This window comes from Streptomyces sp. P5F9 (genome assembly GCF_057961495.1).
The window spans coordinates 1-15,105 of sequence record NZ_JBXVPZ010000229.1 but is presented as its reverse complement, the minus strand read 5'-3'; the positions used below and the strand labels follow the sequence as shown (position 1 = coordinate 15,105).

Below are 15,105 nucleotides of genomic sequence, written 5' to 3'. Positions count from 1 at the left end.
GGCGGGGGCGGGGGCACGGCACCGGCCATGCGGTGACCGCAGACCTCGCACCAGTCGTCGGAACCCGACTGGTGTCCGTTCGGGCAGGTCGGCATGTCGGCGCGTCCCCCTTTCGCACAGGGTCGTTCTGGGTCTCACGGAGTCGTGCTGGCTAGGTCACTTCTTTACACGAACAGTCTTTGTGGACCGTGTTTCGAGAGTCATCTCGTCGGCCTCCGCGACCTTCGCCTTCAGTCGCACAGTACCCGCCGCGGCATCGACCACGTCCACCACCTTCGCAAGCAGTTTCGCAGTATCCGCGTTTCCGGAGACGCTGGCGAGCTGAACGGCCCGTCCCAGTTTGGCCGTTGCTCCATCGACATCTCCCGATTTGCGGAGATCGAGCCCTTGTTGGATGACTTGTGCCAGTTCGGCCTGCCCGGTGTAGTGCGCGACCTGGGGGTTGATGGACGTGGAGGCCACCATGTCGTCGGTCCATACGGCCTTCACCAGGCCCTGGGCGCCGAGGTTCTGGGTGCTTCCGTCGGGCTGCGGGACGACCAGGGAGACCCGGGCGGCGAGCATCTCCTGGCCGATGCCGGCCTCGGGGACCTCGACGCACACGTGGTAGTCACGGGACTCGTCTCCCCAGGACCCGGTGGGGTAGTCCCCGGCGCGGGGTCCCGCCTCGGTGCGGCGGTCGGTCAACTCCTCGACCCTGGGCGCGACTTGCTTGACGAACTTGATGGCCGTGCCCACCGGCGTCCACAGCCGCAGCGCGACGTCCGCGACCTCCTTGCCCATCGCCGTCTCCATCATCTTCGTGAAGTCGGCGGCGAGGTTGGCCGGGTCGGCGACGATGTCGGCGGTGCCGAGCAGCGCGGAGGCGATCCCTGTGACTTCTTTCACTTCCCAGTCGGTGCCCACGCCCCGCGCGTCACAGGTGAAACGTCCGGCGCAGGAGCCGAGGGAGGCCTTCAGGTCCTCCGGCGCCTCGTGCTCGTTGCGGCCGTCGGTCAGCAGGATGCCGTGGCGTATGGAGACGTCCGTCGAGGACAGCAGCCGGTCGGCGAGGCGCAGCCAGGTGCCGATCGCCGTACCGCCGCCCGCGCTCAGCTTGCGCAGCGCCTGCTTGGCCTGGTCCCGGGTCCGGGAGTCGGCGACCGCGAGCGCCCCGCCGCCCGGATAGACCTCCTTGGCGACATGCGTGCCGCCGATCACCGCGAAGTGCACCCCGTCGCGCAGGGTGTCGATCGCGGCGGCCGTGGCGTCCCGGGCGTTGCGCATCTTGGTCGGCGGGTAGTCCATCGACCCCGAGCAGTCGACCATGATCGCCACGGCCGCGTCCGGACCCTGCCCGGCCGAGTACAGATGGGGCGCCGCGACCGGGCTCCCGATGGTGCCGCCGCCGGTCGAGGTCACCGTGACGATCGCGTTGACCTCGCGGCCGCCCTCCGGCAGATACTCGTTCTGGTACACGTCGACCGAGAACTGTGGCACGTTCGACTTCGAGAAATTGGCCATGCCTGCTCTGTTCCCCCTCAAGTACCCCACCTGAATGGGGCGATGACTATATGCGGACCGGTCCCCACCGGTCCGAGGCCGTCCCGTTTGTACGGCCTCAGCCGGATACTGCCCCTTGCGGCGGGGCGGGGAACGGGACGACGGCCACTGTTACGTTGTCGTGGCCCCCGCCGTCCAGTGCGTGGCCGACCAACACCTGGGCGCTGTGCAGCGGACGGACCGCCGCGTCGGCGGGGACGATCTCGGCCATCTCCTCGGCGGACTCCGCGTAGTTCCACAGTCCGTCCGTGCAGACCACCACCACACCGGGGCGGTCCGGCTTGAACGAGGCGGTGTGCGGCTCCAGTTCGTACGCGTCCGCGCCGAGCCAGCCGGTGATCGCGTGGGCGCGCTCGTCGGCGTAGGCCTCCGCCTCGCTCATCAGGCCCGCGGCGACCATCTGCGCCGCCCACGAGTCGTCCTCGGTGAGCCGGGCCGGCGGTGAACTGCGGTCCACCGGGATCCAGTAGGCGCGGCTGTCGCCGACCCAGCCGACGACCAGGAGGGTCGGGGTGACGATCGAACCGACCAGCGTGCAGGCCGGCGCGTTCTGGTGCGGGGCGTGCTCGCGGGCCGTGGCGGGCTCCTGGGCAAGGGAGTTGACCGCGTGCGAGGCCGCGATGATCGCCTCGTGCATCGCCGCCTGCGGTTGCGTCCCCTGCGGCAGCGCGGCCAGCAGCGCCTCGCCCGCCTGCCGGGAGGCCGCCAGCGAGGCCGCGTCGGGCCGCGTCGCCGACGACACCCCGTCACACACGACCGCGACGAGCGCGGGCGCCCCGTCGGGCAGCAGGCACTGTCCTACGGCGAAGGCGTCCTCGTTGCGGTGGTGGCGCAGCCCGCGGTCGCTGACCGCGGCGAGCGGGCCCAACTCCTGTTCCATGTGGTCGCGTTCGCGGGGCTGGGCGTGCCCGCAGTTCTCGCAGTAGCCGTCCGGGTCGACCCGGCCCGAGCGGCAGGCCACGCACACCTTGACGCCCTCGCCGGCGGTCGGCGGATCGGCGGCGACCCGAGGGTCCGGCGCCTGAAGGGGGTACTCGTCGGGCTCCGGCGGCCGGTCGAACCGTACGCCCGTGGCCGGGGAGACCGGCGAACCGGTGGGCGGCAGCGGGGCGTCGGACGGCAGGGGGATGCCGCCCGAGTCGGTGCCGGGCAGGTCCGTCGGCAGATGGACCGCCGGCGGGGTCTCGGCGCCCTCCGGCTGGGGCACCACGGGCCAGTCCACGTCCGCGGCCTCCTCGGGCGGGAGCGGCACCGCGCCGTTCATGGTGAGCGTCGGGTGGTCGTCCGGCGGCGCGGGCACGGCGGACAGGTCGTATCCGCACGCGCCGCAGAAGCGGTCACCGGACTCCAGGGGCTCTTCGCAGCTCGGGCAGGCGGAGAGCTGGGGCATCTGCGACATCAACTACACCCACGTCCGGGGGCGGTAACGGTTGGCTCGTTCCACCAGGTCGATCCTCTCCTCGCCGTCCCGTGCCAGCCGGGCCAGCGTGCGGTACGAACGCTCCAGGCCGAAGCGGAGTCCCCGCTCGTCCAGTTCGCTGCCGAGCAGCTCCCGCCGCGTGAGCGGTACGGAACCCTGGCCTCCGGAGAGTATCCAGTCGAGGGCGCGGCCGAGGACCTCGGCCGACAACCGCTCGCGCCGGACCGCGTCCAGACCGTATCCCTCCAGCGCTTCCACCTGCCCGGCGGCCGCGGTCAGATCGTCCAGGAACGGCGTGTCGTCCGCCGTCGCGGCCCGCTCCCGAAGCCGCGCCCGTACGGCGGCCACCCGCGCGGCCGTGTAGTGGATCGACGCCTCGGGCACCGACTCCAGCGTCCGTACGGCGCCGGGCCGGTCGCCGGTCGCGAACTGGACGCGGGCCAGGCCGAAGGCCGCGCTCACATAGCTCGGGTCGGTCGACCACACCAGCCGGTAGTACTCGGCCGCGTTGTCCAGCTGCCCCAGCACCTCGGCGCACAGGCCGAGCGCCAGCTTCGGCGCGGGCTCGCCGGGGAAGGCGTCGTAGATCGCGTCGAAGGACAGCGCGGCGGCTTCGTAGTCACGGGTCGCCAGCGCGGCCACGCCCGTGTACCAGACCACCCGCCAGTCGTCGGGCCGTTCGTCCTCCAGCTTCGCCAGGGCGTCCAGCGCGGTGTACGAGTCGCCGTTCTCCAGCCAGGCCCGGATCTGCCGCAGCCGGGTCTCCACGGACGGCGACGGCGCGGACGCGAGAGCGCCGAGCAGTTCGGTCGCCGCGGTCGTCATCAGGCCCGCCAGGAAACCCGCGTTCGGGTCGGTCGGGTCGACGTGCGGAACGGGCAGCGCGAGGGCCACGGCGGGGGAGTCGACCTGCTTGACGATGCTCGGCGCGCTGCCGTTGAGCGAGGTCAACACCTGGCCGCCATGGGGGCGTTCGGCAAGTGCCGTGCCGGAGCGGGCACTTGGGGACCGCTTCGGCGGCTGTACCGCTCTCGCCCCCAGCAGGGACACGTCCCCGTCCAGCGTCGGGAACAACTCCGTGTCCGTGACCTTGAGTTCGGGCCCGAACAGGGTCGAAAGCGACGGGCGGGCCCGCCCGGTCTGCAGCGAGACGACCTCGCGCAGGACGCCCGTCAGCTGCTCGGCCATCTCCTGCGCGGAGGCGAACCGGCGGGCCGGGTCGGGGTCGGTGGCGCGGACCAGGAGCCGGTAGAACGACTCGTAGCGGCGGAAGACCTCGATGTTGTCCGGGTCGGGCAGGGAGTCCACGAAGACGTTCGTGTAGCCCTGGAAGTCGAAGGTCATCACCGCGAGCGTGCGGGCGACCGTGTACAGGTCGCTCGCCACCGACGGGCCGACCTCCGCGACCTCCGGGGCCTGATAGCCCACCGTGCCGTAGATGGCCGACTCGTCGTCGTCCATCCTGCGCACCGCGCCCATGTCGATCAGCTTGAGCTGGTCCTCGGTCTGGATCGCGTTGTCGACCTTGAAGTCGCAGTACAGCAGGTTGCGGCTGTGCAGGTGGCCGAGCGCCTCCAGGGCCTCGATGCCGTACGCGCAGGCCTGCTCCACCGGCAGCGGATCGCGCTTCCCGCCTTCCGTACGGCGGTCGTTGGCGATCTCCTTGAGGGACTTGCCGCCGACGTACTCCATGACGATGTACCCGTCCAGCGAACCCGTCCGCTGGTCCAGGTGTTCCACGAAGTTGTAGATCCGCACGATGTTGGCGTGCTCGATCTCGGCGAGGAAGCGCCGCTCGGAGATCGCGGCCTCCATCGCGTCCTGGTCGCCGGTGTCGAGGAGGCCCTTGAGGACCACCCAGCGGTCGGAGACCGCGCGGTCCACCGCGAGATAGACCCAGCCCAGGCCGCCGTGCGCCAGACAGCCCACGACCTCGTACTGGCCGTGCACGATGTCGCCGGCTTCCAGCTTGGGCGTGAACGAGTACGGGTTGCCGCACTTGGTGCAGAAACCCTCCGTGCGCCCCGGGCTGTCGCCGCGCGCCCGGCCCACCGGCGCACCGCAGTCCGAGCGCGAGCAGAACCGCTTCCGCTCGGGCACCTCCGGGTTCTCCAGGACCATCTCGCGCGGGTCCGGCCGCGGCACCGCCGGCACCTGCACCAGGCCGACGCCGAGCCGGCCGCGGCTGGAGGTCCCCGACGACGAGCCGGAGCTGCGCACCGACACCGAGCGGCTGGAGGCCCGGCCCGACTCCGAGCGCGAGAGCCGCCCCGACACCGAGCGCCGGGACTTCGACGACTGCGACGACGTACGCGAACTGCGGCTGCTGGTACGGGAACTGCCGCTCCCCGTGCCCCGCGAGCCCTTGCCGCTGGTCATCCCCGTGGGCGGTGAGCTGATCGCGCCCTTCGCCGACACCACCGGCGCCAGACCGCACGTGTCGCAGTACAGCTCACCGCCGCCGACGTCCTCGTACGACCCCTCGCAGCCCGGCCGTTGACACTTCTGCTGTGTCTCGCTCATGACCGACCCCGCTTCTCCCTCGTCACTCACGCGCCCGGCCCCCTCTGGTCCTCGGGACCGCCCTGCGGCTGTGTCCGCGGAGCGTTGAACTGCTCGGCGGCCGCGTGCTGGTAGCGCAGCACCGCCTGTTCGGCGACGCGCAGGTCGCAGGGCGCGCTCCACAGCATGCGGCGGGCCGCGTCGTACCGCTCGATCAGCAACGGGTCCTCCGCGAGGCCGTGCCGGGCGACCTTCGCCTTGTACGCGTCGAGGCGGCCGCGCAGTTCCGCGCGGACCGCCAGTGGCTGGGTGACCGCGGTCAACGACTCGCGGGCGCGCAGCAGTTCGTCCTCCGCCTTCCGCTCCAGGGACTCCAGGAGTGGGGACAGACGGTGCCACTGGGCGTGTCTGCGGTACTCGGCGGCCGTCGACAGCTGCTCCTGCAGCACGGTCGGCGGTCCGCTGACGACCGGCACCTCCGTGGCCGCGATCTTCGCGAGGACCTCACCGCGCGCGGTGCGTGCCTCGGAGAGGGTGCGGTCCGCGCGGGACAGCACGTCCCGCAGCTTCACCAGCCGGGCCTCCGCGTCCTGCCGGACGGTGAGCACGGCGTCGATCTCGCGGCGCACGTCCTCCAGGGCGCGCGCCTCCCGGTCGTAGACCGTGGTGTCCGGGCGGCCGCCGCCGGGGGCCGAACTGCCCTGCGCCCGCACCCAGAAGGCCAGCGGGTCGGAGATGACCCGCTCGCGCAGCTCGGTCAGGGTGTGGGTGATGCGCTCCAGGTCGTCGCCCGCCGGGTGTTCGCCCGGGCGCACGCCGACGGAGTGGGCGAGCTGCCGGGTGCGCTGCAACTCCGCGGCCAGTAAATCGATCCGGGCGGGCAGCGCCGACCACACCGCGTCGGAGGTGACGACCATGTCCAGCGAGCTCGCGTACAGGTCGTTCATCTCGTCGACGAGCGCGCTCAGCGAGAACTGGCGGCTCAGCTTGCTCGAACCGCCGGTCAGCGTCGGCATGTTGGCCGTCGCCGTGGTCGAACCGGCGACCGTGACGGACTCGCCGCGCAGCAGCTCGGTCAGCTCGACCAGGTCCTCACGGCTGGACCAGCGGCGCCGCGAGCGGATGCTCTGGGCGGCGCGGAACGCGTCCGTGTAGGCGTCGAAGTACGCCCACAGCAGCGTGATCGACGCGTCCGTGGACGCCCAGCGCTCCTTGGTCGTGCCGGTCAGCTCGGCGCCTTCGAGGAGTCTGCGGCCCGCGTGGTCCTGCAGGGCGAGGAGCGAGGTCTCGATGGCCTCGTGCTCCGCGCCGAGCCGCGCCAGCGCACGGTCCACCTCGTCCCGGTCCATTACCGGCCCGGGGGGTCCCGTGACGCCCATCGATCACCTCTCGCTGCGTTGTGTTCCGTGGAAGGTCCGTTGTGCCGTTCGGTAGTTGATGACCCGTCACGTGTAGTGCGGTGTCGGCGGGTCGGCCGACTCCGAGTTCTTACCCAGGGTGGGCAGCAGCCATTTCGTGTACGACGCCCGCCAGCCGTCCGGGCTGGTGCGGTAGCTCTCCAGTATTCGGTTGACCCGGCGTACCAGATCGGTGGCGTCCTTGTTCATCGCCACGCCGTAGTACTCGGTGGTGAAGGTGGTGCCCTTCAGCTCCACCGTCGGGTCCTGCGCGGCCTGGCTCGCGGCGAGCGCGCCGTCGGTCACCACCGCGTCCGCCTGGCCGAGTTGGAGCTCCACCAGGCAGTCCAGCTGGTTGGCGACGGGGGGCAGGATCTTCACGCTGGCGGGCAGCTTGCCGCTCGCCTTGTCGTCCGTCAGCCGGTCGTTCGCCGTGGAGCCCGACGCGGAGCAGACGCGCTTGCCGGCCAGGGACTTGTCGTAGCCGGTGATCGTCGACGCCTTGGGGGCGAGGACCTGCTGGCCGGTGAGGAAGTACGGGGCGGAGAAGGCCACTTGGCCGGCCCGGTCGCAGGTGATCGTCATGGTGCGGACCACCATGTCGACCTGCTTGTCCTGGACCGCCGGGATGCGCTGGTTGGTCGGGATGGCCAGGAACTGGACGCTGTTGGCGGTGTAGGAGGCGCCGAAGATGTTCTTCGCGATCGCGGTGACCAGGTCGATGTCGAAGCCCTCCAGGTCACCGGAGGCGCTGTTGGGGTTGCGGTAGCCCCAGCGGTAGCTGTTCTGGTCGATGCCCACCTTGAGCACACCGCGCGCCTTGATGGCGTCGATCGTGGTGCCGTCGGCGTCCGACGGGGACGAGCTCTGGTTCTGGACGGTCTTCTCGTCGCACTCGGGCGCCCTGGCCTGGGTGCCCTGGACCGTCCGCTGACCGCCGAGGGCCGTGCCCGCCTCGCCGCGCGACTGTGTGAGCGGCAGCAGCAGCACGAAGGCGACCGCGAGGACGCAGACGACCGCCATCGCGCCCACCCCGCCCCAGCCCCGCAGGCCGGCCCGCACGCGCCGTACAGCGTTCAGGCGGCGAAAGAAGTCACTCCGTGCGCGCATCGTCACGCCCCCTTTCACCGGTACTCCGACAGCCTGCGCCCGATGCCCAGGACGGCCCCGGCCGCACCCAGCACCGCGAGCACCGCGGCCCCGAGGGTGAGGCCGGTCATCGCGTCCAGGCCGTCGCCCGCGGACTTCCTGAACTCGCTCGTCTCGTGCTCAAGTGCCGTGTTCAGCGAGGCGTCCACGGCGTTGAAGCACTCGCCGGTCGCGCCGCTCTTGCCGATGACACCGTCACGGGCCTGTTGGTAGAGGCCCTTCTCGTTGTCGTCGCTGACCTTCGCGTGGCGGGAGATCCACACCTTCATCGAGCTGTTGGCGACCGCGACGGGCTTGCGGCCCGCGGAGTCGTCGGCCAGCGAGTCGGCCAGCTTCAGGCCCTTGCCGAGCTTCGCGATCTCCTGGTCGTACTCGTAGTCGTAGGCGTCCACGACCGTCTTGTCCGCCAGCGTCTTCGTCTCCGCGCCGCGGCTGACCAGCGTCAGGTTCTCGTCGCTGCGCGCCTTCAGGGAGGCGATACGCGCGTCGTGCAGCACGTTCAGCGACTTCACGCCGTGGTCGTACGAGGCGTCGAGCCCCGCGCGCGCGACGGTGTGGCCGACGACCACCCACAGCAGGACGACCGCGGTGGTCGCCGAGGCGGCGACCAGGCCGTGGTTCAACACCCGGTTCGTGCGCTGGTAGTTGCGCCGCTGGGCCCAGGCCAGACCGCCGAGCGTGAGGAGCCCGAGGGCGATCGCGAACCACGGGTACGGCGTCGCGTCCCCGTAGTCGTCGCTCAGCCGCTGGTTCTCCGTCTTGTAGAGGGTCTCCGCCTTGGGGAGCATCTTGTTCTGCATGGTGTCGTTCGCCGCGCGCAGATAGGCGCCGCCCACCGGGAAGCCCTGCCGGTTGTTGGCGCGGGCCGACTCGACCAGGCCCTTGTACTCCGGCAGCAGTTCGTTGAGCTGCTCGATGGTGGTCGCGGACGACGAGCCCGGGGCGGTGTTGGCGGCGGCCGTCACGAGCTTCGCGGCGGCCGTCTTGATGTCCGCCTCGTACTGGTCGCGGGTCGCCTGCGTCTCCTGGAGCCCCGCCAGATAACCGCTGGCCGCCATCGTGTTGGCGTCGGCGAGCGAGCGGTAGATGTCCGCCGCGTCCGAGCTGAGCGGCTGGCTGTGGTGGAGCACGTCGCCCGCCGCCGTCGCCCGGCTGGCGGTCTGCCAGGCGGTGACCGCGCCGAACGCGATCACCAGCACGGCCAGCAGCGCGCCGATGGCCCGCAGCCGGCCCGGCTCGGTGGTGGCGGCCGCGCGCAACCGGTCGACGCCCTCGGCGATCGCCGTACGGCGCGCGGGCGCCGCGTCCGGCGTACGCCGGGGCGCGGGCGCCCCCGGCCGGCCCGGCTGCGGCGGCGGCGCCGGCATCGTGGGCACGGCGGTGCCCGGTGGCGCCGTACTGCTCTTCTGCGGTTGTGTCACTGCTGACCTCCCCCAGGGTCATCCCGTCGCGGCAAGTATCGCCGCCAGGACTGACATTCCGCACCGGCCTTCACTGGATCTTGATCGGATCGCATCGTGGTCACCGGATTTCCGGCACCACACAACGCCCCGCACCGCCCCCCTGTCCATGAATACGCCGTGGGAATCTGTTCGGTTCCCAGGTGTCAGCGCTCGTAATGGGCCCTGGCCCGCGCATGTGCCTCGGCCGCGGCGCCCACATGGTCCAGACCGAGCAGGACGGCGCCGAGGACCGGCCGCGCGGTGACGACCGTCGCCACCGCCTTGGGCGCCCTGGCTGCCAGCAACTCCCTTATACGGTCGTCCAGTTGGGGATGCCGGGCGGCGAGGACGCTGCCGCCGAGCAGCACCGGCGCCTCCTCGTCGAGCAGCTCCAGGCGGGTCAGCGCGACCGTCGCCATGGCCACGACCTCCTCCGCCATCCGGTCCACGATCGAACGGGCCACCGGGTCGCCGTCCACCGCCGTCGCGAACAGCACCGGCGTCAACTCGTGCCGACGGTGGTGCGCGACGTGCTCCAGATGCAGCGCCTCGATGAGGTCGTACATCGAGTCCAGGCCGAAGTACGCCGGGAGCGTACGCGCCAGGGCCGTAGGGCCGCCGCGTCCGTCCTCCGCGCGGGCCGCGTGCCACAGGGCCTCCTCCGCCAGGCCCCAACCGCCGCCCCAGTCACCGGAGATACGGCCGATCGCCGGGAAGCGGGCGGTGCGGCCGTCGGGCCGCATGCCGACGCAGTTGATGCCGGCCCCGCACACGACGGCGACACCGCGCGGCTCCGGGATGCCCGCCCGCAGGATCGCGAACGTGTCGTTGCGCACTTCCACACCCGTGCCCCACGCGCGCGCGTGCAGCGCGGCCGCCAACTGCTCCTCCTCCACCGGGAAGTCGGCGTTGGCGAGACAGGCCGACACATGGTCGACGGCGCTCACCCCCGCCTCCGCGAAGGCGCGGCCGACGGCTTCGGCGACGTTGTCCACGGCCGTCTCGACGCCCACGACCGGCGGCCGGAACCCGCCGCCGCGGGCCGTGGCGAGGACTTCCCCGTCGGCCGCCACGACCGCGACGTCGGTCTTGCTGTTGCCCGCGTCGACGGCGAGGACACTTGCGGTCAGGCCCACGCGAGGTGCTCCCGGTTGTGCGCGATCAGCTGGTCGGTCAGGGCTTCGGCGTACTCGTACTGGCCGATCAGGGGATGCGAGAGCAGCGCCCGGAACACCCGGTGGTGGCCCCCGCGCAGCGCGGCCTCCAGAGCGAGGTCCTCGTACGCCGTCACATTGGCCATCAACCCCGCGTACAGCGGGTCGACTTCCGCCACGGCAAGGGGAGTCGGGCCCTTCGCACCGACGGCCGCCTGCACCTCGATCACCGCGTCGTCCGGCAGGAACGGCAGCGTCCCCTTGTTGTACGTGTTCACCACCTGGTAGGGGTTGCCGCCACCGCCGAGCAGCGCGGCCGCGAGGTCCACGGCGGCCTCGGAGTAGTAGGCCCCGCCGCGCTTGGCGAGCAGTGCGGGCTTCTCGTCGAGGGCCGGATCGGCGTACATCTTGAGCAAGTTCCGTTCCATCTCGGCCACTTGGGAGGCCCGGGACGGCTTGGTCCGCAGTTCCCGTACGACCTCGTCGTGCGCGTAGAAGTACCGCAGGTAGTACGACGGGACCACGCCGAGCCGGTCGAGCAGAACCCGGGGCAGGCTCAGGTCGGCGGCGATGTCGTCGCCGTGTTCGCCGAGCAGCTTGGGCAGCACGTTCTCGCCCTCGGGGCCGCCGAGCCGCACACCGGTTTCCCACGTGAGGTGGTTGAGGCCCACATGGTCGAGGTGCACATCGTTCGGGGTGACCCCGAGGAGCCCGGCGAACTTCCGCTGGAAACCGATCGCCACGTTGCACAGCCCGACCGCCTTGTGGCCGGCCTGGAGCAGGGCGCGGGTGACGATCCCCACCGGATTGGTGAAGTCGATGATCCAGGCGTCCGGGTTCGTCCGGCGGACCCGTTCCGCGATGTCGAGGACCACCGGTACGGTCCGCAGCGCCTTGGCCAGGCCGCCCGCGCCGGTCGTCTCCTGACCGACGCAGCCGCACTCCAGCGGCCACGTCTCGTCCTGCTCGCGGGCCGCCTGACCGCCGACCCGGAGCTGGAGCAGCACCGCGTCGGCGCCCTCGACACCGGCGTCCAGGTCGAACGTCGTCACGATCTTCCCGGGGTGCCCCTGCTTGGCGAAGATCCGGCGGGCCAACCCGCCCACCAGCTCCAGGCGTTCGGGCGCCGGGTCGACGAGGACGAGCTCCTCGACGGGCAGGGTGTCCCTCAACCGGGCGAAGCCGTCGATGAGTTCGGGTGTGTAGGTCGAGCCTCCGCCGACCACGGTGAGTTTCATACCTGGTTAACCCTTCACTCCGGTGAGCGTGACGCCCTCGACGAACGCCTTCTGCGCGAAGAAGAACACGAGGATCACGGGGGCCATGACCAGCACGGTCGCGGCCATGGTGAGATTCCAGTCGGTGTGGTGCGCGCCCTTGAACGACTCCAGGCCGTAACTCAGCGTCCAGGCACCGGGGTTCTCGGACGCGTAGATCTGCGGTCCGAAGTAGTCGTTCCAGGCGTAGAAGAACTGGAAGAGCGCCACAGCGGCGATACCGGGCTTGGCCATCGGCAGGACGACCCGCACGAGCGTCTTGAACTCGCCGCAGCCGTCGACCCTCGCCGCGTCCAGGTACTCGTTCGGGATGGTCATCAGGAACTGCCGCAGCAGGAAGATCGAGAAAGCGTCTCCGAACGCCATCGGGATGATCAGCGGCCACAGCGTGCCCGACAGGTCCAACTGCTTCGCCCAGAACAGGTACATGGGGATGATCACGACCTGCGGCGGCAGCATCATCATCGAGATGACCAGCATCAGCGACAGATTCCGGCCCCGGAAGCGGAACTTGGCGAGCGCGTACGCCACCGGGATCGACGACACGACGGTCAGGACGGTGCCGAGACCGGCGTAGATCAGCGTGTTCTTCCACCAGGTGAGGAAGCCCGGGGTGTCGAAGACCTTCTTGTAGTTGCCCCACTCCCAGGTGTGCGGGATCAGGTCCCGGCTCAGGGCCTGGCTGTCGCTCATCAGCGAGGTCAGGAACACGAACACGAACGGGAGCGTGAAGAAGAGCGCGGCGGCGACGCCGAGCGAGTGGACGGCGATCCACTCCATGAGCGCCTTGCGGCGGGCGGTGCGCTCGGCGGGGGTGACGGGAGCGCGCAACTCCACTGGTTTGTCGAGTACTTGGGCCATGGGTCAGTCACCTGCCAGGTTGAGGCCGCCCCGGCGCCGCATCAGGAACGCGGTGAACACCATCGACAGGGCGAACAGGACGAGTGCCACCACGCAGGCCGAGCCGTAGTCGAAGCGCTGGAAGCCGAGGTTGTAGACGAGCTGGGGAAGGGTGAGCGTGGACTTCTCCGGGTAGCCGGGCTCGAACTGCGTGCCCGCGCCCTGGATGACGCCGGACGCGACCTTCCCGGCGATGAGGGGCTGTGTGTAGTACTGCATGGTCTGGATCACGCCGGTGACGACGGCGAACATCACGATGGGCGAGATGTTCGGCAGCGTGACGTACCGGAACCGCTGCCAGGCCGACGCCCCGTCCAACTCGGCTGCCTCGTACTGCTCTTGGGGTACGTCGAGCAGTGCGGCCATGAAGATGACCATGAGGTCGCCGATGCCCCAGAGGGCGAGCAGGGTGAGGGCCGGCTTGGACCAGGTGGGGTCGTTGAACCAGCCCGGGGCCGGGATGCCGACCTTCTCCAGGATCGAATTCACCGGCCCGGTACCGGGGTTGAGGAGAAACGCGAACGCCATCGTCGCGGCGACCGGCGGGGCGAGATACGGCAGATAGAACAGCGTCCGGAAGACACCCGTAGCCGTCTTGATCTTGGTGATCAACAGCCCGACGCCGAGCCCGAACACGACCCGGAGCGAGACCATCACCACGACCAGCCACAGCGTGTTGCGCATCGCGGGCCAGAAGTACGGATAGTTCTTGAAGACGTACGTCCAGTTCTTCGTCCCCACCCACGTCGGCGGCTTGAAACCGTCGTAGTGCATGAACGAGAAATAGACCGTCGAGATCAGCGGATACGCGAAGAAGACCGCGAAGCCGATCAGCCAGGGCGACATGAAGGCGAGGGTGCGAAGCGCTTGTTTCCGCTGTTTCGCGGCGAGGCCGGGCGGGCGGCGCTTCTTCGCCAGGGTGACTGTGCTCATTCCGGGGCTACTTCGCCTGCGCGATGTCGGTGTCGATCTGCTGGGCGGTGCTCTTCAAGGCGGAGTCCAGATCCTTCACCTTGCCGCTCTCGTAGTCGTAGCCGAGGTTCTGGATCGTCGTCAGATACACACCGCCGTTGATCGAGGCGGGACTTGTCGTCGAGTTCTGGTTCGACGCGATGTCCAGGAACGTCTTGAAGCGCGGGTCGTACTTCAGCTTCGGGGACTTGAGGGCGGCGAGGGTGGAGGGCACGTTGTGAATGGAGTTGGAGAAGCCGACCACCGCGTCCGTGTCCGTGGTGATGTACTTGACGAACTCCCAAGCGGCGTTCTGCTTCTTGCTGTTGGCGGCGATACCGGTGATGGTGCCGGTGATGTAGCCCTTGCCGTACTGGGCGACCTGGTCGTCCGGCACGGGCAGCGGGGCAACTCCGATGTCCAGCTTGGGATTCGCGGCCGTGGCCATCCCTAGCCGCCACTCGCCGTCGAGCTGCATCGCGACCTGACCGGTGTGGAAGGGGTGCTTGTCGCCCCACTCGTCGCCGAGCGTGGAGCGGTAGCTCTCCAGCTTCTTGAAGCCGCCGAGTTCGTCGACGAGCTTCTTCTGCAGCGTGAAACCGGCCTTGAACGCGGGGTCCGTGGCGAGCGCCGACTTCCCGCTCTTGTCGAAATAGGTCGGCGAGAACTGCGCGAAGATGTGCTCGGTCGTGGTCTCCCAGCCGTGGTAGTCCGGCATGAACCCGAGCTGCGAGTACGAGTCACCCTTGCTGATCGTCAACTTCTTTGCGTCGGCCTCGAATTCGGACCACGTCTTGGGCGGGCTGGTGATACCGGCCTTCGCGAACTCCGTCTTGTTGTAGTAGAGCCCGTACGCGTCGCCCAACAGGGGTGCGGTGCAACGGTTTCCGTCGAACTGGGTGTACTCGTTCATCGCCTTGGGGAACGTCGTCTCCGGGTCGATGCCGGCCTTCTTGAAGAAGGGGTTGAGATCGACCAGGGCGCCCGACGAACAGAACTTGCCGACGTTGTTCGTGGTGAACGACGAGATCACGTCGGGCGACTTGCCACCACCCGTGCGCAGCGCCTGGTTGATCTTGTCGTCGGTCATGTTGCCGACGACGTTCACGTGGATGTTGGGGTGCGCCTTCTCGAACCCGGCGACCAGCGACTTCACGGCGCTCAGCTCCGAGGCGGCGCTCCAGGCGTGCCAGAAGTTGATGGTGACGTCCTTCGAGGCGTCGTCGGAGGCGCCGGACGAGGACTGGCCGGTACAGGCGGTGGTGAGGAGCGCGAAGGAGGCGGAGGCGGCGAGCGCGATAACCGCTTTCCGGGATATTCCGGGCATGGCGAGGTCTCCCAAGGGCAGGGCAGGGCAGGGCAGGGCAGGGC

11 protein-coding genes are annotated in these 15,105 nt (G+C 69.9%); all 11 read right to left on the bottom strand.

Going from position 1 to position 15,105, the window contains the following annotated elements:
- Positions 1–156: 156 nt before the first annotated feature.
- Positions 157–1,503: a vWA domain-containing protein gene (locus tag AC31A1_RS30315; RefSeq protein ID WP_489656387.1), complete on the bottom strand. Its 1,347-nt coding sequence runs from the start codon at positions 1,501–1,503 to the stop codon at positions 157–159.
- Between the two features lie 97 nt (positions 1,504–1,600).
- Positions 1,601–2,944: a PP2C family protein-serine/threonine phosphatase gene (locus AC31A1_RS30310; RefSeq protein WP_489656386.1), complete on the bottom strand. Its 1,344-nt coding sequence runs from the start codon at positions 2,942–2,944 to the stop codon at positions 1,601–1,603.
- Positions 2,945–5,485, bottom strand: coding sequence for a serine/threonine-protein kinase (locus tag AC31A1_RS30305; RefSeq protein WP_489656385.1), 2,541 nt, complete (start codon positions 5,483–5,485; stop codon positions 2,945–2,947).
- Between the two features lie 26 nt (positions 5,486–5,511).
- Entirely contained in the window at positions 5,512–6,843 is a 1,332-nt protein-coding gene (locus AC31A1_RS30300) for a hypothetical protein (protein WP_489656384.1), read from the bottom strand.
- Between the two features lie 66 nt (positions 6,844–6,909).
- Positions 6,910–7,971 carry a glutamate ABC transporter substrate-binding protein gene (locus tag AC31A1_RS30295; protein WP_489656383.1) on the bottom strand — a complete coding sequence of 354 codons (1,062 nt, stop codon included), beginning with the start codon at positions 7,969–7,971 and terminating at the stop codon, positions 6,910–6,912.
- Between the two features lie 14 nt (positions 7,972–7,985).
- Positions 7,986–9,431: a hypothetical protein gene (locus AC31A1_RS30290; RefSeq protein WP_489656382.1), complete on the bottom strand. Its 1,446-nt coding sequence runs from the start codon at positions 9,429–9,431 to the stop codon at positions 7,986–7,988.
- 185 nt (positions 9,432–9,616) lie between these two features.
- Positions 9,617–10,588, bottom strand: coding sequence for an N-acetylglucosamine kinase (locus tag AC31A1_RS30285; protein ID WP_489656381.1), 972 nt, complete (start codon positions 10,586–10,588; stop codon positions 9,617–9,619).
- On the bottom strand, positions 10,579–11,844 hold the full coding sequence (locus AC31A1_RS30280) for a 6-phospho-beta-glucosidase (RefSeq protein ID WP_489656380.1): 1,266 nt from the start codon (positions 11,842–11,844) through the stop codon (positions 10,579–10,581). Before AC31A1_RS30280 ends, AC31A1_RS30285 begins: the two co-directional genes overlap by 10 nt.
- A 6-nt stretch (positions 11,845–11,850) precedes the next feature.
- Positions 11,851–12,744: a carbohydrate ABC transporter permease gene (locus AC31A1_RS30275; protein WP_489656379.1), complete on the bottom strand. Its 894-nt coding sequence runs from the start codon at positions 12,742–12,744 to the stop codon at positions 11,851–11,853.
- Between the two features lie 3 nt (positions 12,745–12,747).
- Entirely contained in the window at positions 12,748–13,716 is a 969-nt protein-coding gene (locus tag AC31A1_RS30270) for a carbohydrate ABC transporter permease (protein WP_403968712.1), read from the bottom strand.
- 7 nt (positions 13,717–13,723) lie between these two features.
- On the bottom strand, positions 13,724–15,061 hold the full coding sequence (locus tag AC31A1_RS30265) for an ABC transporter substrate-binding protein (protein WP_489656388.1): 1,338 nt from the start codon (positions 15,059–15,061) through the stop codon (positions 13,724–13,726).
- Positions 15,062–15,105 lie beyond the last annotated feature (44 nt).

Coding starts and splice junctions, on each gene's coding strand:
- AC31A1_RS30315 (WP_489656387.1), bottom strand. CDS start 1,503: ATGGCCAATTTCTCGAAGTCGAACGTGCCACAGTTCTCGGTCGACGTG.
- AC31A1_RS30305 (WP_489656385.1), bottom strand. CDS start 5,485: ATGAGCGAGACACAGCAGAAGTGTCAACGGCCGGGCTGCGAGGGGTCG.
- AC31A1_RS30300 (WP_489656384.1), bottom strand. CDS start 6,843: ATGGGCGTCACGGGACCCCCCGGGCCGGTAATGGACCGGGACGAGGTG.
- AC31A1_RS30295 (WP_489656383.1), bottom strand. CDS start 7,971: ATGCGCGCACGGAGTGACTTCTTTCGCCGCCTGAACGCTGTACGGCGC.
- AC31A1_RS30280 (WP_489656380.1), bottom strand. CDS start 11,844: ATGAAACTCACCGTGGTCGGCGGAGGCTCGACCTACACACCCGAACTC.
- AC31A1_RS30275 (WP_489656379.1), bottom strand. CDS start 12,744: ATGGCCCAAGTACTCGACAAACCAGTGGAGTTGCGCGCTCCCGTCACC.
- AC31A1_RS30270 (WP_403968712.1), bottom strand. CDS start 13,716: ATGAGCACAGTCACCCTGGCGAAGAAGCGCCGCCCGCCCGGCCTCGCC.
- AC31A1_RS30265 (WP_489656388.1), bottom strand. CDS start 15,061: ATGCCCGGAATATCCCGGAAAGCGGTTATCGCGCTCGCCGCCTCCGCC.